We start from the raw sequence: 20,180 nt of genomic DNA, 5'->3' as shown, positions 1-20,180 counted from the left end.
GTGATATGACCGTCCATCCAATACCAGTAACACCGGGGCTTGGTACTATCAGGCGGATTATGAAACAGGCTTTCTAAATCATCGGCATGGACAGAGGCAGCAACGAGAAGACTCCCAACAACTAACAGCATCCGCAACGGAACCATCGTAGATCTCCATAGTATGCATTTATGGGTAGCGGTGGAGGTCATTGTAGCCCTCAACGCTAATATCAGGCAAGCCGCTGACGATCTCCAACACCACAACATGATATTGTATAGACTTCAGCCCAAACAAGCGTGCCGGGAACGAAAACACAATAGACTTTTGAGACCATACATTCCCTCAAAGACAGGGGCTTACCCGTTGAAAGCGCCCATGGGGGGGGAATTTGCCTAAAAAGTGGTGGGGCATGGTGGAGCATGGTGGAGCAACACTTTTTTATCTCCACCATGCTTTCACCCAATATTATCAGGGGTATTTCTCATAGTGGTGGAGCATGGTGGAGCATTTTTCTATCCTTACACGTGAGAAATAGAAATAAGTAAGATTATATATATATAAGGAGGGGGGAGTCCCGACTATATCTACCATGTTCCACCACTTTGCGTTTCGTCCTTTATTATCAAGCCGAAATCGTGGTGGAGCACCATAAAGCGATCTCCACCATACTTCACCATGCTTCACCACGAAAGAAACCTTGTTTGAAGCTATGGACTATGGCGGTATGGAGTCATAAATTGTAGGAATAAGACCGGTGTCGACGGCGATTAAATCTGTGCAAAGGGAAAAGGGTAGAATCGATGGGTCTTAATCGGTGACTTTCCAAGGAGATTTTTGGTAATCCGGCCATAGAGAGGGGAGATGCCGCAGATATCGCTCCCAAGGACCGGTCTTATAGCTTCGCAAGAATCTTGGATCTTCGGGTACTTGGAAAATTGGCAACAACTTCATGTGCCGCGGATTGGGAAGTCGGAAAAAACCTTGGAATGAAACGGCATATTGTTCAGGGAATGAAATCCCTACAAACTTTCCTCTTTTCCACCAATCCTGCTCAGCAATAGGTCGAACATCTTGAATCATATTCTTAAAGGCGGGAAAGTTTTTAAGGATTTCGGATGGCATTAATTCGTCGCCATAATTCATGAAGGTCTCGTAAATAGGAAAGAAAAGCGTAAGTGTCCCTTCTCCGTTATCCTTAATCCCTCTGATACCGATGTCTTGGCTCAAATCGTAGATTATATGTGTTTTGTCGTAATGAATCGTGAGCGGAATATCTGCGCCCTTTGTATTTATTTGCACGGCAACATATTCCCAAGCAGTTTCTCCCGCAGGCAGTGAATCAGCGTCAAGGAGACCGGGCAGCTTTTGCATGGGTGCCAAGAACAATTGTCCGTCAGTGATACGTTGCTCCACAGAAATCGGTTCTAAAGCTTCCGCTGTCAAGCTTTGGGCGAAGCCTTGTACCTGATGTATTTGCCACAAGCGCAACAAGCCTGTTGGGAGGAGAATGGCCAGCGCTGCAACCGTTATAAAAGCGGCGCCATTGAGGAGCGACTTTTTCCACAAGCCCTTTTCAAAATAAAGGGTAACTAGCCGACGCCGTCGTTCTTTCGTATAGCAATGGATCAACAATTGAATGAGACCAATCCAAAAAATAATCATGGCAAGATAGGGGAAAAAGCCTAAGAAAAAGAGATGTCGAATCTCGTACCATATGCTGGGATATCCGGCAAACCAAGCGTAAAAAGCGAATAGGCAGACAGCATTGAAGGGGTGGCGCAAACTCAAAGCTAAGCCAATACAGACTAAGTAGAATAGCCCGAATTGTGTCAAATGACGTGCTAGATGGCGATGGAGGAGGAGCAAGGCTTGCATCCAAGCCGGGGGATTAGGAAAAGATTCCTTCATAATATCGTACATCTTTAGAGGAATCAATTGGGTAGAAAAAACAGCGCGCCACGCCCGTGAGACAATATCGGCCGGAAATAGTTTTAAATATTCCATAATGACTTTATTCGCCCATTTGCCATATTCGGAACCGGTAAAATAAATATAGGGATCTCGGAGCAATGGCGCTGTTTTGTCTCCCTGAAGGCGCAAATATTCCGAACTGTATTTATTAACCATGGAGGTTGTATTTCCGGAGCGTTGTGCGTAGGCAGATACGATAGCAAAATTTGCGGGATCAACAGATAGGAGACTGTCATAAGCAGCGCCGCCGAAATCGAAGCGCCCCTCAGATTCCGGACTGATCCCGTGGAGAAAACCGTGTAAAGAGGCTTGACCGCCTTCAAGAGCAATAGCCTTGATGATGGGAGCCGCAGCAACAACAAAACACACTAAAAATAAGCAGGTTGCCATGATGCGCGGAACTATGGTTTTTTTGTTGTCTAATTTTACGAGCACTAAAAAGATAGCTATTGCTATGGGCAAACAAACCAAAAGGTCTTGACGAAAACCCAAACCCACACCAAGAAACAATCCTAAGAGTGCCGCAGCAGATAAAAGCGCCCGTGATGAATGTTTGGTTTTAAGCAACCATGCCGATGCAAAGAGAAAACCGAGGATAAAGGGCACCTTCCCCAGATCTCTGATTTCTATAGCTCCGTTTATCAAAAGGGGAGAGGAGGCTATGACTAAGGTTCCCAAAAAACTGGATGTTCTGCCTAAAACGAGTCTCAATATTCCGTAAAGTGCCAGGGAACAAAAAGCGCACATGATTCCAACGTATAACGCGGCGACCCAAGCTGATACACCAAATAGACGCCAGCACCATCCCAGTCCATATAATAAATACAAATGGCTTGATTCGAAAACAGAATTTAAAGGAACCACCTCGAGATCGGCCGCTATGTTGTTAACATCAAAGTCCATGCTCCGTTTGTAGATGAAATCTTCCAGCCCCGGCACTTTGCTGATATCCGCTGTTCCCAGCCCTCGCCCTGCTGCAAAGAACACAGCGGGATAAAACATATTGGTCTGTAATAAGGCAGGATGTTCCAAAGGATCTTCGCGTTGTTGAATGACTTGAAGATAGAGACACAACGAAACAATCACAATGGAAAGGCTACACATAAATTCGATGGAGAAATGCCGTAGACTACGCTTTTGCGGTTTCATGATTGTATCTTCTGATCCCTCTGCGTTGTATGTTAATGGAACAGCTTCATTATACCGAGATTCCTTTGCAGAGGGCACACCGCACTCTTATCTTGGTATAAGCTGAGATTTTGCCGCAATGTGTGGAGTAGGCAGAAAAACTGCAGACGAGAGAAAGCCATGCAGGGACGCAAGAAGTTTAAATCTTCGTGAATGTCTTTATCCGCGTCTGAAAAGACGGGAAAAGAATCCTCTTTTGCCGGCAGGATACACTTTCGCCCCCTGTTGATAATTGGTTATAGGCGGGGTGTCATGCACGCGAATGAGCGTAAAGGTAATGTTATCCGTTCCACCGGCATCCAAGGCATGTTGAAGCATTTTTTCTGCTGCCTCCTCGACGGTGTCGCTATGCATATAGTTGTCCAGATCTTCATCTTCGACCATATTGCACAAGCCATCAGAACAAATGAGAAGCGTATCTTCTTTTTGCAGATTGACAGCGAATAAATCTACGTCGATTTCTTCGCCAATACCAACTGCCCGTGTGATGAGATTTTTTAGGGAATGGTTGTTTGCTTCTTCTTTGTCGATTAAACCGCTTTTGACTTGTTCGGCGACCAAAGAATGATCATCCGTAATTTGCTGTATTTGTTTACCTTTACGCTGCAGATAGACTCTGCTGTCGCCTATTTGTGCGATGTATCCCCAATTCCCCAGTATAGCCAGAGCGCTTAAAGTGGTGCCCATGCCGGAATATTCGGCGACTCGTTCGGATTCTTTATAAAGGAAGAGATTTGCTGTTTCTACAGCCTTCCGTAAAGCGGCCGGTACCAAAGCATGGATATTCTTATCATAGTAACTCTTGCAACTGTATTCGAGCGCTTTACAGCTTGCATATTCCCCGGCACTTGCTCCACCCATACCATCGGCAACACCAAAAAAGAGACCTCGCGAATCTAATAGCATTTCATCGGCAGGCACATGGATAACACACGAATCTTCGTTGTTATCCCGTTTACGCCCCACATCGGTCGTCATGATGGCAGTTAAAAAATTACCTTTACACGACACCTGAAGATTTTGCCTGTCCTGTGGTCTACGTAAATCCACTGGCTGTTGATGTTCCACGCAAATCTGCTTTTCAAGGACTCTAGTGTACATACAAGAGTTTTTTACGTTTGGTGATAACGCTGTAATGAATCTGAGCTACCCGGCCTCTAGGAGCCCTTAGGGTGCGTTTCATAGGGAGCATTGAAAGAATGTTTGGCGAATCGCCTCCCCGCATTGAGTGTTTGCGGGGAGACGAAAAGCGATTATCAATTAGTTGCTGGAACGTCCTTTAATACCGACATTCGAAACGATACGTTTGCCTACAGGAACTTTAGGACGCAATGAACGGGACGCCGCTCCGGCTTTCCACATTTCAGAGTTTTGGATGACATTCAGTTCTGCTTGTAATTTTTCTTGGTAGCCCTTGTTTCCGGTGGTCCTGAGAACGCGTTTGCATTCTTCTCCGTTTTTCACACGCTTGTACAGTTCTTTAAACAGCGGTAAGGTCGCTTTCTTGAATTTGGGTTTCCAATCTAAGGCGCCCCGTTGAGCGGTAGCGGAGGTATTCATGTACATCCAATCCATACCGTTTTCATCGACAAGTCGTATAAGGCTTTGGGTAAGTTCTTCCACCGTTTCATTAAAGGCTTCGCTGGGGCTATGACCGTTGGCGCGCAGTACGTCATATTGTGCCTCCATAATCCCGGCCAGAGCGCCCATGAGTACGCCCCGTTCGCCTGTAAGGTCGCTATACACTTCCTTTTCGAAAGTCGTGGGGAACAGATAGCCGGAACCAACGGCGATACCAATGGCAAGCACACGGTCTTGAGCTTTTCCGGTAAAGTCTTGCGCTACGGCGAAGCTTGAATTAATTCCGGCGCCATTGAGGAAGTTCCTGCGTACAGAGGTTCCTGACCCTTTGGGGGCAACCATAATTACGTCCACATTTTCCGGCGGAACGACTTTCGTGTGTTCTTTGTAGGTGATGCTGAAGCCGTGAGAGAAGTAGAGCGCATCGCCCTCACGCAAATATTTTTTAATGGTCGGCCACAGTTTCTTTTGTGCGCCATCGCTAATGAGCAATTGGATGATCGTACCCCGTTCGCAAGCTTCTTCAATACTGAAGAGTGTTTCGCCGGGCTTCCATCCATCCTTGACCGCACGATCCCAGTCTTTCTTAAATTCTTTGGCCTGACCAACAATGACATTGAAACCGTTGTCACGCATATTCAAGCTTTGCGCCGGGCCCTGTACACCATAACCGATAACCGCAATAGTTTCATTTTTTAGAATTCTTTTTGCTTTCGACATGGGAAACTCTTTGCGTGTTATCACCTCTTCCATAACACCACCGAAATCCATTTCCATTTTATTCTCCTTGCTTGTTTTGGTATGCGTCTTATACGCAAAGAACGAACATTAACGTGCTATTTTACGGGGTAAAGCCCGCATCATGCAAACAAGCCCTCATTTGGGCTTTATTTTCGGTTGCCGGCAGGCTGTATTCCGACAACGAGCGTCTGTATTTTATACACACTTTTTCTGGCTGTAACAAAAAGCGTCTTACTGTCCGCAGCGCCAAAAGCGCAGTTTGCCGGAACCTCCGGAAAAGCGACTGTTTCGATTAGTTCTCCCGATGGATTGTAGATGCGTAGGCCATCGGAAGCGGTAGACCAAACATTACCGTCGTTATCTACTTTTAAACCGTCCGGTCCGGGCAGCGAACAAAAAGTTGTTTTGTTGGCGAGGTTGCCCTCTTCTACAACATCATACCGAAAAAGGACTTTATTTTGGGTATCTGCAATATAGATATTGTTTTCGTCAGGTGAAAAGGCGAGACCATTGGGTGTAACTAATTCTTTGTCGAGAAGCACAAGATTTCCGGATAGATCAATTTTATAAACACCACTAAAGCCTAATTCACATTCAGGATTTTGCAGGCCTCCCGGCAAGCCGTAAGGCGGATCGGTGAAATAGATTGTGCCGCTTGAATGGACAACGACATCATTGGGACTATTCAATCTTTTGTTTTGATATTTTTCTGCAAGGACAGTAATGGAACCGTCTTCTTCTGTCCGCGTCACCCGCCGTGTTTTATGTTCACAACAGATGAGTCGATTTTTAGAATCCAGGGTCAAACCATTAGACTGTCCACTAGGTTTGCGGTAAATTTCTCGGTAAGCGGTGAAGATGGTATCAGCCGGGATATCACTGAAAATAAGTTTGTCGTCACGCAGGTAGAGCGGTCCTTCAGTAAACTGAAAGTTATCACAGACCAGTTCAACAGGACCGGACACAAGCGATTCTGCAGCGCCGACCGCTAGGCATGTTAATAAGGAAATTAGAGTCATTTTAGATAGTACCTATAGAGCGCATTATTTCGAATCCGCTATCGGCATTTCCGCTTCTTTCATTTGAAATGATATCATGAAAAGTCTTGAAATAGAAAGTCCCTGAGGAGAGGATCGTGAAAAACAACACTATAGCAGTCCCTTGGAAAGTTTCGCTTCACGGCGGTCACAGTTATCCTTTTTGTGATCATGCCAAGAATCATCTGGAAGAAATCTTGGATGCAGCGGTTGATCAAGGGTATCGGATTTTTGGTGTCACCGAACATGCCCCCCGTATGGAATCCAAATATCTTTATGATGAAGAGGTGGAGATGGGGTGGACTGTCGACACCTTAAATGCTTTATTTTCTGCGTATGCAAGAACTCTTGATATGTTTCAAAAACAATACGCTAATCGATTGGAAGTGTTAAAAGGTTTTGAAATCGAGGTCTGTCCGCCTGGTCGCTATAAAGAGATCATGCTTTCCTACCAACAACAATTAAATTTTGATTATATTGTCGGGTCGGTACATTATATTGACGATCTCATTTTTGATTATAAACCGGAATATGTTCAGCAAATTTTAAAGCGATATGGCAGCTATGAAAATATAGCTCTCCGCTATTACGAAACACTGGCTGAGATGGTACCGCAATTGCACCCCGATGTAATTGGTCATTTTGATCTTATCCGTTGTATTTTTCCTCAATCGGAAAATCCCCATTCACCGCGCATCATAGAAGCGGCTTCTCATGCCTTGGAAGTTATACGCAGCTACGATTGCATTCTTGATGTCAACACTTCGGGAATTCGAAAAGCCTTGGGCGGCCCTTATCCGTCATCAACACTTCTTGGTCTAGCACAGGATATGGGGATCCCTTTTTGTTTCGGAGATGACAGCCATGCCGTGGCCCATGTAGGCGCGGGAATAGAAGAGGCGCGTTTGTTCCTGCTCAAAGCAGGGGTGGACACCATCACCTGTTTGAGTCGTGAAAAGGAAGAACTTATACGCCTGCAAATTCCTTTATGCGATTGAGGAAGTAAAGAGCCGGAAGACCGCTCAGTTTTTCCGAAATATAGAGCGCATAAAAGAGTATAGTTGCACATAGTGGAACGCAACAGGAAGCATAATTTAATTTTGAGATCGAAATTGTACATAATGACCGCTACATAAGATGAATAGTTGTAGGTAGAACTTTGTATAATTACCAATCTTGTATCCTTCAGCATGGAATTAGCTTTTCCTTGCGATAAATGTGGTATCTGCACCGAGATGAAGGGAGCATTGCTTGCTAGCTCATATCAAATCATGTGCTGTCCTTGGAATTGATGCGTATCCGGTGTCAATTGAAGTGGACGCACGCCCGGGATTGTTTCGTTATAAAGTCGTGGGATTACCCGATACGGCGGTGAAAGAAAGTGAAGACAGGGTTATTTCTGCCGTACGTAATTCCGGATTTCGTTTTCCGGGCGGCAACACCGTCGTCAACCTTGCGCCTGCTGATATGCGCAAGCAAGGAAGCGCCTTAGATCTGCCCATAGCTTTAGGCGTCTTAGGCGCCAGCAATCAACTGGATGGTACACGAATAGAGGAGTTTCTTGTTGCCGGCGAACTGGCGCTGGACGGTTCGATCCGTCCTGTTAACGGCGCATTGGCTATGGCTATAGCTGCGCGCAACCAAGGGTTGCGTGGTATTGTGCTTCCCGAACAGAATGTGGAAGAAGCGGGCGTTGTTTCCGGCGTTGAGGTGATTCCCGTTGAAAACCTGAATGCTGCCCAAGCTTTTTTTCAGGGTACAGAAGATATTATCCCCTTTGAAACTGATATTAGCGAGGTGGCGAAACAATCGCGCGGCAAGATCCCGGATTTGCTTGATGTCAAAGGGCAGAACCATGTGAAGCGCGCCCTTACCGTTGCCGCCGCGGGAGCCCACAACATTCTGATGATTGGGCCGCCCGGTACGGGTAAGACGATGCTGGCTTCACGGCTGCCCGGAATTTTACCGGAATTGACCTTTGAAGAGGCTTTGGAAACGACGCGTATTTATAGTGTGGCGCCTCTTACCGGAACGAAACGCTCCCTTATTTTAAACCGTCCCTTTCGAAGTCCGCACCACACGTCAACAACGGTATCTATAACAGGCGGCGGCGCTACCATGCCCATCCCCGGCGAGGTGAGTCTTGCCCACAACGGCGTCCTTTTCTTGGATGAGCTGCCGGAGTTTACCCGTTCCGCGCTTGAAGTGTTGCGTCAACCTCTTGAAGAGAGCATGATTCATATTCGGCGTGCCAGTTATTCCATTACCTTTCCCAGCCGTTTCATGCTTGTTGTCGCGATGAATCCTTGTCCTTGCGGTTGCCGTACGCATCCGCAAAAGGCTTGTCGATGTTCTGAAGCAGAGGTGCAACGTTATCTCGCCCGCATTTCAGGGCCTTTGTTGGATCGCATTGATATTCACGTGGATGTGCCTGCGCTGCGTTTTGATGAGCTCCATGATGAGACGGCATCGGGACCGAAGAGCGAAGAAGTGCGGGCCAGCGTTCTGGAAGCACGTGAGCGGCAAAAGGCACGTTCGAATAGTGCCCATTGTTGGAACGCCTATCTGGAGTCGTCCATAATGAGACGACATTGCAAGTTAAATACTTCCGCTTTGGCATTGTTAGAAACAGCCGTTGTAAAAATGGGATTGAGTGCACGTGCTCATGACAAGGTGCTTCGGGTCGCGCGTACCATAGCGGATTTAGAAGAAAGTGAAAACATCGTGGAACACCATATCGCCGAGGCGATCCAATACCGATCTCTGGATAAACAATTTTGGTCAAGCTAAAACGCCCTGTCAGCGGCGGTATGAACAATTTCCTTCTCCCAACTCCAACATGCTTCACGCTTATAGGGACACAAAGGTTTTACCCTGACTCATGAAAAAGAAAATACAAGTAATCGTAGGTTTGCTCATTGGCCTTTTTCTCATGTGGTTTTTGTTTCGAGATACACAATGGGGCGATGTCTGGGCAGCCTTTAAAAACGCAGATAGTCGGTGGCTCCTAGTTGGCTTATTCGTTATACTGCTCGGTTTTGTTGTCCGTATATGGCGTTGGTCATACATTGTGAACCCTGTTACACCGGTTCCTTTTTGGCGTCTATTCAGCGCCACACAAATCGGTTTTTTGGGTAATTTTGTTTTGCCCGCACGCATCGGTGAAGTCATTCGCGCTTTGGCATTGAGTCGAAGCCAGAAGATTCCTTTCCCCCAAACAATGGCTTATGTAGCCCTTGATCGTCTTACCGATCTCTTCGGCCTTGCCGCCGTTTTTATCCTAACGCTGTTTTTCTTTTATCCACAACAAGATGTTTATTTGCCTGAAGAGTTTCGTAATCTCTACGCCGATCCTATTTCCAAAGATATGCTGCGTAAAATGGTCTATACCTTGACCTTTGCCGTGATTATCGGTGTGCTGATGCTGATGATTCTCTTTGCAAAGAAAGAACTGATACTTTCTCTTTCCGATAAAATTCTTGGTCTCGTGTCAAAGAAACTGGCAAACTTCGTCCACAAAATCGTAGTGAACTTTACCGCAGGTATGCAGATATTGACCTCCTATGGGAATCTGGCAAAATCAGGGGGCATATCGTTGTTGCTGTGGGGCACCTTTGCCTTATCTCAGATGGCGATGTATAAGGCTTTCGGCATTGATCTGCCGTGGTATGCTCCTTTTGTCGTGCTATCGGTCCTTTCCATCCTCATTAGTATCCCCGGTCCGCCCGGATTTATTGGTCCTTTCCACGCAGGCATTGTGGGAGGACTTATTCTGGTTTCGCCTGAGATCAACCTCAACACGGCGCGCGCCGTGGCAATCGTTGCCCATCTCTATAATTTAATTCCCATTCTTATTATCGGAGTTATTTGCCTTTTCTTCGAACGCATCGAACTGGGTGAATTAAGCCGCAAAGGTGAGGCGATTGTCGCTGCAGGTTCTGAAGAGGATTCTAATCCGTCCTAGCACTGCGATCTTCTTTCTTCACACAAATAGCTTCAACGTGTTGCCGCGCTTCTTCATGATCGGGCCATGTGTTTAACACCGCTTCAAAATGATGACAAGCCGTGCTCAATTGGCCTAAGTCTTCGTAGATCTTCCCCAAATTTAGATGCGCCAAGGCGTAGCTCGGATCTAGAGAAAGGGCTGTGTTGAGCCAACCTATGGCTTCCTCTAACTGACCGGATTCGGAAAAAGCCAGCCCGCAATTATTCGCTATATCGGGATTAAAGGGTTGGTCTTCAAAGGCTCGTTCATAGCTTTCAATGGCCTTATTAAAGTCTCTCATTTGTAGATAGACATTAGCAATATTGTATCTTGCATGAGGATCTTTAGGATTAATAGACAAGGCCTTTTCAAAAGACGCTAAGGCACCGGACGCCTCACCCATAGCAAGCAGGGTGTTCCCGAGGTTGTTAAGGGTGAGTGTAAAAAAAGGTTGCCGGGAAATGGCGATGCGATAGAGTCGTTCCGCCTCTTGATAGTTGCCTTGAAGAAAATATTCATAGCCTAGATTGTTGGCTGCAAGAAAATTTACGGGATTAATTTTTAGCGCCTCTCTGTAGTATTCCATGGCCTCTTCAATTTCGCCCGCATTGACAGATAAATAGCCGAGCTGCACATAGGATTCATCATTATCCGGTTTTGCCGAAATGGCAGAGAGAAAGGATTCTTGCGCCGCCTTTGGGTTGCCCCGTGCGGCAAAAGCGATGCCTCGATGAAGATGCCATGTGGAGAGATTCGGTGTGTAGGTGAGGGGAGAATAAAAGGCAGTGACAAAAGCAAATACAAAAATAGCGCCTAAGGCAGCAAGTTTTTTGAAGGAAGGTTGAAGCACGAGCCCCATCCCCCATACGACGGCATATCCGGCAAAAGGCAAGAGAAGCGGAATTATGGGAAAGCGATATCTTTCCGTTATAAAAAATGGGAGAATGGACAGAAAATAGCCGGCGGCAAAGAGGAGTATCAGTAGTACCTTCCCCCGGCTACGCGGTGGTCTTTCTTGCCTGAAAAGAAACCAAGCAGCCAGTCCCGTTATTATAAATATCAACAGATGGGAGAATCGGGGCAAATGAGCCAGTACTGGCGAACGGCTTCGTTCATAATGAACCACCTTGCTGTCCGAGATTTCATAGGGTCCCCAAAACAATCCTGCCTTTTTTAAGCTGAGCTTTAGCGCTTCAAAAGGATGTTCCCACCAAAATTGTATTGCCCGTCTATAGAAATAATGAGACGCCTCAGAAAATCCAAAATTCTTTTCGCCCAAGGAAAGACCGAGACCTTTCACGATGCCGGGATAGTTAAAACAATTCCATTTTTCTACACCGGAGATTTCATAGAGATCGGGAACTTTCGCTTCTGTTCCCGGCGAATCGGGATTGTTGCCGATGTAGGCATTAATACCGCCATAATAAGAAACAAATATAAATTCATGGGCAACATAATAATTACGAATTATAACGGGGCTAATGATGGCTGCTGAGACAACGAAAAAAAGAAGTATTTGACGGCAGGCGTGGATTATTTTCTTGCTTTTGCTCAAGGAATAGAAAAATATCCATAGCAACAGAATAAGGCCGGGCAGCAGCAAATTGGGCCGCATCAAGATTCCCAATCCTAAAAAGAGAGCAGCGCTGCCCAAAGCATAGCGTGAAGAAGTAGATGTCCAGTGCAGCAGTAAGACTGCAATACTGAGCATGACCAGCACTTCCCAAGGAGGGGAGTTTAATTCTCCTTCGAAATAAATAGGAGACCAAAAAACAGCCATGAAAAAAGCGGCGATGATCCCCACCTTGGGGGTAAAGATTTTTTTTCCTAAAAGAAATACCAAAAGTATGGTTACTAATCCAACAAGGATTTGGATACAGCGCGGCGCGAGATAGCTGTTCCGGAAAAGAAAATAGATACCTGCTAATAACCAAGGATAGGCGGGCGGTCTGCCGTAAGGCGTTTCCGCTATATGTGGGTTCTCGGCATGAGGCGGCGGTGTCCAGTCGCCGGAAATAAGGGCACGCGCCCAATAGTCATTTAGCTGAGGATCTAAAATGGGGGATTCAAAATCCGGAGCCTGCATATTAAAATACAAATAGGCCAGGCGCAGCGTCAATCCCAGTAATAGAATGGCGCCCAATAAAAGAGACTGCCGGTGTCGTTGGAAGAAAGAAATTGTCATTATTTTTCAGTGACCGGAAACAGTGTCCTTTTCGATTGAAAGTCCACACTTTGAAAGGAGTAGAGCAAAAGATCTTTCAGGTAGAACCCATAAGGTTTTGTAATGCACATCAACAGGAAAGATTGTTTAAGAGCAAGTCGAATATTTTAGAATGACGGAAGCAAAATTGGAGTTCATCCTTTTTTAGGAGATGGGTTTAAATCGCTCAAGACCTCGTACACAGTCCACGTGCGATCTATCCAAAGACCGTAAATTGTAAGTTCCGGATACCAAGAGCGTAACAAGGCAATTCCCTTTTTCAATTGCTCCAATTGTGTTTTTTTAGGAACAGGATTACCCGCACAATCGTGGTGTCCTACTAAGGCAATGGTGCGGCTCTTATGTTTCATCACAGAGACGTCACAACAGGCTTTGATATTTTCTACCCATGGGCTGTTTTGTTCTGCAAGATGGAGCGCAGGCCCCGGTTCTGTTACAGAATCAATGTACGTGACGCCCAGTTTTTCTTTCAAATATTGGATCACCGGTTCCTGTGTTCTTCCATCCATACAATTTATAACACAAGCAAAGGTTTTTTTTGCCATATCTTGATTCTCCTGGTAGGTTAAATATTTTTTAACCCTACCTTTATATCAACAATCTTGGTTCTATAACAACACGCTATATCGGAAGGCCATGTTCTCCACATTATCTATTTTTGCTTGCTGAATTTTGTGTAACGCATGATTCTCATCTTTTACCGAATAATCCGGAATAAAAATTTTCATGGTTACTTGTACTTAAAAACATATTATGGTACTATAAAATGCGGTAAGTTTTGCAGTTTTATTTACAATGTAAATATTTTATTTCCTGAGATAATAGTCAGTTACTCCTATAGCTTTCGTTACTTACAATAGGATTCATGGGCATGGCAGAAATAGAAAAAAACGAGGATCTCCAAAAATCGCTTGACGAATTTAAAGCTATCTTGAAAAGTAAAGAAGAAAAGTTACAGGCACAGATTGATAGTTCGATTGAACAACTCAGATCCGAACTGTTGACTATATCCGGAACTTATATCGATAGTGTGACCGAGATTCCTGAATATAAAGTTTTCTTGGAAAACCTTCAAGGGGCAATCAAAGAATCGGGAGCTTTGGAAGACGGGGATTCTGCCAGTAGTAAAGCTTTGGTCAAAGCACAAGAGCGAATTGAAGAGATTGATCAACTTGATCAAAAAGTGCCTGATGCCAATTTGAAGCGTTATATAAAAGAACTGGAACAGAATCTAGAAAAACGAAATGACACTATTAATGTAGCGCGGCGCCGGATTCTTCGGTTGCAGGAAAAAATAGAAAATATTGCTTCTGAAAAAGCCGTAGCTTCACAGAAGGTTGCCGATTTTGAAATCCAGTTGGATCGTAAAAATCTGGCATTTCAACAATCGGAAAAACGCTTTTCAGAATTGAGACGTAAATTTGAATTAAAAATGGGTGTGACCGAGGCGACGAATGCGCAGAAGCAGGCATTGGAAGAACAGCTTGAAGAGAAAAACAAACTCTTGCAATTTCATGAAAATCGCGCACAAGAAGCCTTAGATCAAGTGGGAACAAATGCCGGTGATCTTGCGCGTCTCAATGAAAAGATTGAAGTCCTTAGCTTAGAATTAAAAGAGCAGCAAAATCTTTTCCAAAAAACAGAAATAGCGAATAGAGAACTCCAAAATCAAGTACACCGTTTAGAAGAAGAACAATCGGCGGCTGGTCAGGCAGAATGGACATCTGCCAATGCCGCTCTTGAAACACAGATAAAGGCTTTTGAGACAGAAATTTCTGAACATCTAGATAAAGCCGAAGGAATGTCTGCACAGATAACAGCTGCGGAAAAGGCTGCCGCTGATGAAAGAACGAAACGCGAAGAAGCCGAACAAAAAATAAAAATACTCATGGAAGAAGCACAGGAACGCCATCAAGAAACGGCATCATTAGCGGCGGAGCTGGAAAGTTTTAAGGTTCAAATTGGACAATTAAATTCAATTGGCGAGAAGAGCAGTCTTCTGGAAGAGCAGACCGGTGCTTTGCAACAAGAACTGGCGCAGCAAAAAGAAGCCCTGACTGCAGTACAGACAGAAAAGGAAGCTATTGAAAAACGCTTAGAGGAAGAGAATCTTCGCCTTGAAGAAATGTCCAAGCAATTTGAGGAGAAACTACGCGAGAAAGAAGAAAAAGAGAATGTCGCTTTGCGGACTCTTCAAGAAGAAGTGGCACAAAAATCTGCGGATTTAGAAGACCTTCAATCGAAATTGACACGGACTGAAGAAGAACGAAGCCAAGTCACTCTTGCGCAGGAGACCCTGTTAAAAGAAAAAGAAGAGGCGCGTTTGGCCGGTGAGAAACAGCAAGCCGAGCACGAACAATCTTTAGCGCAAATTAATACACTGACTGAAAAAGTGGCGCAGTTGGAAAAGACACTTGCTGATTCTTTGTCGCCGGAAGAACTCGCCGAATTAGAACAAAAAGTTGTCGAAGAGCGTAAGCGTGCCGATATGCTGCAAGAAATGTATGACCATGAAATAGCCAATGGCACCAAGGCAAATTTGGCACGCCAATATGCGGATGTACTTGACGAACTTGAAAAAGCACGAGAAGAATTGCGCCGCTACCGTTCTACTTCACAGGGCGATGCTTGAAAAAGAACGACACTTGGGGCAGAGCAGTAATGCTTGAGCGAATGTTTTTCCATTACTAGTCTTCAGCTTCAAATAAAGCTTTGAGAAAGACTTTCTGTGCCGATTACCAACCTTAAGAAGATACTCCCAACACCTTGTATACCCATGAATTTATCTGTTGTTAGCGGCAAAGATTTCGTGCTTCAAGATGCCGAAAGCGGTGAAGCTAATGGGCAAGGTCAAATAAATACCAACAGTTACTGTAATAGCCGTACCGGAAAATATGGCTAGCATAATGGCGATTTGATATTTGATCGCCGTAACGGGATCAGCGCCTCCTAGAATTACGCCGGTCATCATGCCCGGCAAAGATACAACTCCCATGGTTGCCATGGTGGCTATGGTCGGCGCAAGTGCCGCGTTCAGCGCCTCACGCAGGAATGGGTGAATGGCTTCGCGCAGACGTGCCCCACAGGAGAGGCTATGAAAATAAACCTTCTCGTTTTTGCGCAGCGCGTTATAAAAGCCGTGGATACCAACAATGTCCGCGCGCAAGCAATTTCCTAAAATCATGCCTGCGATAGGTACCACATATCGCGCGTCAAATAAGGGGGCAGGACGAATGATCATCAAGACCAGAAAAAAAAGGGGAATCAACACGCCCACAGACAGTGCCAGCGCGAGGGGAAACCAATATAATCGTAAGCGCAGCCCGCATCCCTTTACAATCGAGGCGTCGGCAACCAAAACCATGACGGCTATCCATGCAGCGTTTAACCAAATATTATTCCATAAAAATAAATACTCGAGATAGAAGCCGATAAATAACAGCTGTACGGTCATGCGCAGGACACTGGTGAAAGTCGAACTTAATAAGGGTACACTATGCCACAAAAAAATCACTATCGGAAAGAGCAGCAAACCATAACCGGCGATGAGTTGGCCTGAAGAGATTTCTACCGTAGTCACTGTTGCTCCCTTTTTAATGAACCGTCGGCCAATCGGTAAATGGGATTATCAAAAACGAAATGATGGATATCGTGCGACACGGACAAAATAGCGAGATCTTTTTGATCAGCCAGATAATCACGGATCAGCAGTTTGGTCGTGGCATCCAGCGCCGAGGCAGCTTCATCTAACAGCAAAATCGGTCGTTTCAACAATAAGGCCGCTATCAAGGCGATGCGCTGCTTTTCGCCTCCGGAAAGACTGGTAATTTCCTGATCTAAGAAAGAATCAGACAAGTTGAAGCGCTCCAATAACTGAGACGCTTCCTCTTCGCAAAATCTTAGATGTTGATTGGCTTGAAAAGAAAAAGGGCGCATAAGTATCTCTCTGACCCGTCCCTCACCGAGTTCCGGTTCTTGGGCAACATAAGCAAGCTGCGGTCTGAGTCCCCAAATCTTTCGCCCATTGACAGCGACTCCTTGAACACTTATTTCACCTGCAAATGGAACAAAGCCCAAGATGCATCGGAGGAGGGTAGATTTACCGGAACCTGAAGGGCCGGTAATCGTCAATTTATCGCGCCGGTTCAACTGAAGAGAAAGGGCATCAAATAAAGACGCCGTACTCAGTTGAACGCTGAGATTTCGTATACATAAAATTTCGTCTTGTTTCATGAGAGCTTTTTTAATCGCTGTGCATATGTCGGTTGTAATCGATTGAGTTTATACAAGTATATACCAGTCACGGATAAAAAGCTTTGCGAGAGACTTGGAGAGAAGCGGAAGAAGAAATGGGCTGTCTACCAATGATCGAGAAAATCCGATCCGTTGTAAGGATACCTACATCGGCTTCTCGAGACGTTGCTCTACCCTTTTCTTTGCAAAGCATAAGGCACCTTAGGCGTGGGGATGGGCGTCACGGTAGACCTGTTTCAATCGTTCAATGCTGACGTGGGTATAAATCTGCGTGCTTGAGAGACTTTCATGTCCTAAAATTTCCTGGACAACACGCAAATCTGCGCCGGCGTCTAAATGGTGGGTGGCGCAAGTGTGGCGCAAGGTATGGGGTGATACATCGGAGCGATGGGGGAGGGTCAGCAATACATAGCGCTCTACAACACGCTGGATACTGCGCGTTGTGAGCGGACCGCCGCGGTGATTCACAAATACGACGTTATGGTCGGGGGCTCCCAATTGATTGCGGCAAAAAAGGTATTCATCAAGGGCTGCCAGGGCATACGAACCTATAGGTACGATACGTTCTTTTTTTCGTTTTCCTAAAACACGCAGCGTTTGTTGTGTTGCGAAAATATCGGTTAGGACAAGTCCCGCCAATTCAGCGGCACGGAGCCCGCAAGAATATAAAACCTCAAGGAGCGCACGATCACGTTTATCTAAAGGCGTTTTAGTATCGGGCGCTTCAAGGAGTTGGGTCACCTCAGGGATGGACAACACGTCAGGCAATGATTTTGTCATCCGTCCTGAGCGCAGTCCTTCTGTGGGATTTGTTGGGATTTTTCCCATACGCTGGAAATAAGAGAAGGCGGAACGAAGGGCGGCTAATTTCCGCGCCGCTGTCCGCGAGGTACTGCCTGAAGTCTGGAGATGCGCCAGAAAGGCGCGGATTTCCTGTTTACCCGCCCGGCGGAGTGTGGTGAAAGTTGCCGATGGCCGGAGGTCTTCGCTGTCGCGCTGAAAAGCAAGAACGCCATTTTCCATAAAATCGCAAAACATAGCGAGGTCGTTGGTATAGGCGCGTAAAGTGTGGGGTGAGAAATTTCGCTCCACGCGCAAGTAATTAAAATAATGCATCATGTCTATAGAGGACATAGGTCTTCGGTTTTCTTTTCATGGGAAGGTGAAATTGGTCTATGGATTCATTGGTGCTGCTATCAAAAGTAGATCATTGGGGATCTAGACTGATGCTATAAAAGGAAACACGTCTCTTCATTTCTTTCTAAAATGGAAATTAAACCATTGAAGTGATTTTTGAAAGAGGGAGGTCATCCCTCCAGCTTTGAAGGTTGCGGTCGCTGCCTGAAATGTTGCCCGAAATCGTGCCATGGAGGACATGGCCTCTTTGTTCAATTGTGATGACAAGGGGATCCTTATATTTTCCTTGTCAATAAAGAGATTGGAAGGACAACGTTGACAGTAGCAGGGCAGCTCGCCGTTGAACATGCTGCGGCGCACCCCTTCCATATAAGCTCCCGTCCAAACTTCACGAAAAGAATGATCACGGATAGATAATGCTTCTGAGTCGTAAAAAGCGCAGCAGGGTCCCAATTGTCCATTGGGCATAATGGCGGCACTTAACCAAGGCTCATAACAAAACGCTCCTGCAAGTCCTTTTCCTGCAACGGAAGAAGCGGCACAATGTATTTCTCCCGTATCTTCAAGAGGCTGCTCATGAAGAAAACGGTCAAAATTCGTAAACACGTCTAAGGTTTTGGCGCGCTCCAGTGCCTTATTTACCAGTTCAGGGAGCTGTGCTTTTTGTTCTTCATTTAATGCGAGTTGCTCCGTTGCCTCATTATCGACAATGAGCCCGGACAAGAAAATGACTACTCCCGGTTCAATAGATGCGGCAAGCTCAACAAAACGGTCAAGTTGATTGTAGGATACATTGGTTAAGGTAGCGTTGAGAAGAAGCGTGGGCGACGTGAGCCCCGTCTCTTTTTTTCGTTGTGCAAGATAACGCATATTGGCAATGGCTTTATCGAAACCGGAGCCTCGGATAGCATCATTGCTTTGCGCATCGGCGCCATCAATACTAAATATAATTTCTTGAACGCCCTTGCCCATCAGATTGTCCATCATGGGCGGGGTAAAGAGCGTACCGTTCGTGTGAATCCAGCTGGTCATACCATAGTGCGCCATTTTTTCCAACATGGAACTTATTAATTTGTGCCGCACCAAGGGTTCGCCGCCTCCTAAAAAGATCCAATGGCGGATATCCATTTCGGCGCCCTCATCAACGAGACGCAGCCACCGTTCATCAGGCAATTATGACCGGAAACTGCGATCCCAATCAGCCCAGTGGCGCCAGCAATGACGGCAGTTAAGATTGCATTTATTGGTAAGGAATAAGCTGACCCGTTCGGGACCGGGCGGCAGTGCCGGATTCTCCAACCACCGATGCATTCGATCTAAAGCGTTATTAATTTCCATGGGATGTTTTTTCTAAGCCTATAAACAAAAGATCATCAGACACAATTGATAGGAAAATTATGGGAAAATAAGTCTAGCAAAAGATCTTCCTGAAGAACAAAGGCTAGAAAGTTCTCACATCTCCTTAAAAAAGCTTTTCTTTTCTTCAGGATACACTTGTATAATAGGACAATCAATTGAAAAAAGGAAATCAGGAATAGCTCATGCAACCGATTATGGCACAACGCATTGTAAATTGGCAGCAAGGAATACAATCGCCTCCCTATGAACTGATGATTTGTCCGACCCATCGGTGTAATCTGCGCTGCGCTATTTGTGCGCGAAGCTGGGAGGGCGATACTGCCGGCGTGCTCTTTGACGAGTTACCCGATGAACGATGGCTTCGGCTGCTGGATGAAGCTGCTGCTATGGGCGTGCGATACCTCAATATTGGCGGCGGCGGAGAACCGACATTACGCCGTGATTTGATCATGGATCTTTGTTCGAAAGCCAAAGCCGGTGGTATGGAAGTACATCTCCAAACAAACGGAACCACCTTATCAAAAGAAGACTGGGAAAAACTTCTCAACATCGGGCTGGACTATATCACGGTTAGTGTGGATGGACCCACTGCTGCAATTAATGATGCTATACGCTTTGAAAAGGCCTTCGATAAAACGGTGACCCGTTTGGGATGGCTGCATCAGTTAAAGAAAGAACGCCGTTCCCCTTTACCGAAGCTGCAAATTAATATGGTCTTGAC

At 45.7% G+C, this 20,180-nt stretch carries 17 protein-coding genes; 5 read left to right on the top strand and 12 right to left on the bottom strand.

The window, feature by feature from the left end; genetic code table 11:
- The 5 genes from GX117_07980 to GX117_07960 form a co-directional block, all read right to left on the bottom strand.
- On the bottom strand, nt 1–146 hold a 146-nt coding region (locus tag GX117_07980; protein NLO33278.1), incomplete at its 3' end, for a hypothetical protein.
- Between the two features lie 643 nt (nt 147–789).
- On the bottom strand, nt 790–3,102 hold the full coding sequence (locus tag GX117_07975) for a hypothetical protein (protein ID NLO33277.1): 2,313 nt from the start codon (nt 3,100–3,102) through the stop codon (nt 790–792).
- A gap of 198 nt (nt 3,103–3,300) precedes the next feature.
- Nucleotides 3,301–4,191 carry a Stp1/IreP family PP2C-type Ser/Thr phosphatase gene (locus tag GX117_07970; protein NLO33276.1) on the bottom strand — a complete coding sequence of 297 codons (891 nt, stop codon included), beginning with the start codon at nt 4,189–4,191 and terminating at the stop codon, nt 3,301–3,303.
- Between the two features lie 210 nt (nt 4,192–4,401).
- Nucleotides 4,402–5,499 carry a ketol-acid reductoisomerase gene (ilvC, locus tag GX117_07965; GenBank protein ID NLO33275.1) on the bottom strand — a complete coding sequence of 366 codons (1,098 nt, stop codon included), beginning with the start codon at nt 5,497–5,499 and terminating at the stop codon, nt 4,402–4,404.
- Between the two features lie 110 nt (nt 5,500–5,609).
- On the bottom strand, nt 5,610–6,482 hold the full coding sequence (locus tag GX117_07960) for an SMP-30/gluconolactonase/LRE family protein (GenBank protein NLO33274.1): 873 nt from the start codon (nt 6,480–6,482) through the stop codon (nt 5,610–5,612).
- A gap of 116 nt (nt 6,483–6,598) precedes the next feature.
- Here GX117_07960 and GX117_07955 point away from each other — a divergent pair, with 116 nt between their 5' ends.
- The 3 genes from GX117_07955 to GX117_07945 all read left to right on the top strand — a co-directional run bounded on the left by GX117_07955 (nt 6,599) and on the right by GX117_07945 (nt 10,464).
- The gene (locus GX117_07955; protein NLO33273.1) at nt 6,599–7,498 is read left to right on the top strand and encodes a histidinol-phosphatase; all 900 of its coding nucleotides are present in this window, start codon (nt 6,599–6,601) and stop codon (nt 7,496–7,498) included.
- A 253-nt stretch (nt 7,499–7,751) separates the two neighbouring features.
- Nucleotides 7,752–9,290, top strand: a complete 1,539-nt coding sequence (locus GX117_07950) for a YifB family Mg chelatase-like AAA ATPase (GenBank protein NLO33272.1) — start codon at nt 7,752–7,754, stop codon at nt 9,288–9,290.
- Between the two features lie 91 nt (nt 9,291–9,381).
- Nucleotides 9,382–10,464 carry a flippase-like domain-containing protein gene (locus tag GX117_07945; protein ID NLO33271.1) on the top strand — a complete coding sequence of 361 codons (1,083 nt, stop codon included), beginning with the start codon at nt 9,382–9,384 and terminating at the stop codon, nt 10,462–10,464.
- On the opposite strand, the gene GX117_07940 is transcribed toward GX117_07945, so the two are convergent.
- Together GX117_07940 and GX117_07935 are read right to left on the bottom strand one after the other, a co-directional pair.
- Complete coding sequence (locus GX117_07940) at nt 10,451–12,670, bottom strand: tetratricopeptide repeat protein (GenBank protein ID NLO33270.1); 2,220 nt, start codon at nt 12,668–12,670, stop codon at nt 10,451–10,453. The two genes, GX117_07945 and GX117_07940, sit on opposite strands and share 14 nt — an antisense overlap.
- Before the next feature lie 173 nt (nt 12,671–12,843).
- Nucleotides 12,844–13,254: a hypothetical protein gene (locus GX117_07935; GenBank protein ID NLO33269.1), complete on the bottom strand. Its 411-nt coding sequence runs from the start codon at nt 13,252–13,254 to the stop codon at nt 12,844–12,846.
- A 326-nt stretch (nt 13,255–13,580) separates the two neighbouring features.
- Here GX117_07935 and GX117_07930 point away from each other — a divergent pair, with 326 nt between their 5' ends.
- A complete protein-coding gene (locus GX117_07930; protein NLO33268.1) occupies nt 13,581–15,341 on the top strand; it encodes a hypothetical protein in 1,761 nt (586 codons plus the stop codon).
- Nucleotides 15,342–15,491: 150 nt separating this feature from the next.
- Here GX117_07930 and GX117_07925 read toward each other — a convergent pair whose 3' ends face one another.
- The 5 genes from GX117_07925 to GX117_07905 form a co-directional block, all read right to left on the bottom strand.
- Entirely contained in the window at nt 15,492–16,289 is a 798-nt protein-coding gene (locus tag GX117_07925; GenBank protein NLO33267.1) for an ABC transporter permease, read from the bottom strand.
- A complete protein-coding gene (locus tag GX117_07920) occupies nt 16,286–16,942 on the bottom strand; it encodes an ATP-binding cassette domain-containing protein (GenBank protein NLO33266.1) in 657 nt (218 codons plus the stop codon). Before GX117_07920 ends, GX117_07925 begins: the two co-directional genes overlap by 4 nt.
- 222 nt (nt 16,943–17,164) lie before the next feature.
- Nucleotides 17,165–18,082, bottom strand: a complete 918-nt coding sequence (locus tag GX117_07915; protein NLO33265.1) for a tyrosine recombinase XerC — start codon at nt 18,080–18,082, stop codon at nt 17,165–17,167.
- A 132-nt stretch (nt 18,083–18,214) separates the two neighbouring features.
- Nucleotides 18,215–19,273, bottom strand: a complete 1,059-nt coding sequence (locus GX117_07910; GenBank protein NLO33264.1) for a radical SAM protein — start codon at nt 19,271–19,273, stop codon at nt 18,215–18,217.
- Nucleotides 19,274–19,438, bottom strand: a complete 165-nt coding sequence (locus GX117_07905) for a hypothetical protein (protein NLO33263.1) — start codon at nt 19,436–19,438, stop codon at nt 19,274–19,276.
- 203 nt (nt 19,439–19,641) lie between these two features.
- On the opposite strand from GX117_07905, the gene GX117_07900 reads away from it, so the two are divergent.
- A partial coding sequence (locus GX117_07900; GenBank protein NLO33262.1) for a radical SAM protein occupies nt 19,642–20,180 on the top strand: 539 nt, incomplete at its 3' end.

This window comes from Candidatus Hydrogenedentota bacterium, assembly GCA_012523015.1.
Lineage (GTDB): Bacteria > Hydrogenedentota > Hydrogenedentia > Hydrogenedentales > CAITNO01 > JAAYBJ01.
Note: the sequence above shows the minus strand (reverse complement) of the source record. Positions and strands in the feature narration are given on the sequence as shown.

Coding starts and splice junctions, on each gene's coding strand:
- GX117_07935 (NLO33269.1), bottom strand. CDS start 13,254: ATGGCAAAAAAAACCTTTGCTTGTGTTATAAATTGTATGGATGGAAGA.
- GX117_07960 (NLO33274.1), bottom strand. CDS start 6,482: ATGACTCTAATTTCCTTATTAACATGCCTAGCGGTCGGCGCTGCAGAA.
- ilvC (NLO33275.1), bottom strand. CDS start 5,499: ATGGAAATGGATTTCGGTGGTGTTATGGAAGAGGTGATAACACGCAAA.
- GX117_07930 (NLO33268.1), top strand. CDS start 13,581: ATGGCAGAAATAGAAAAAAACGAGGATCTCCAAAAATCGCTTGACGAA.
- GX117_07940 (NLO33270.1), bottom strand. CDS start 12,670: ATGACAATTTCTTTCTTCCAACGACACCGGCAGTCTCTTTTATTGGGC.
- GX117_07975 (NLO33277.1), bottom strand. CDS start 3,102: ATGAAACCGCAAAAGCGTAGTCTACGGCATTTCTCCATCGAATTTATG.
- GX117_07945 (NLO33271.1), top strand. CDS start 9,382: ATGAAAAAGAAAATACAAGTAATCGTAGGTTTGCTCATTGGCCTTTTT.
- GX117_07905 (NLO33263.1), bottom strand. CDS start 19,438: ATGGAAATTAATAACGCTTTAGATCGAATGCATCGGTGGTTGGAGAAT.
- GX117_07915 (NLO33265.1), bottom strand. CDS start 18,082: ATGATGCATTATTTTAATTACTTGCGCGTGGAGCGAAATTTCTCACCC.
- GX117_07920 (NLO33266.1), bottom strand. CDS start 16,942: ATGAAACAAGACGAAATTTTATGTATACGAAATCTCAGCGTTCAACTG.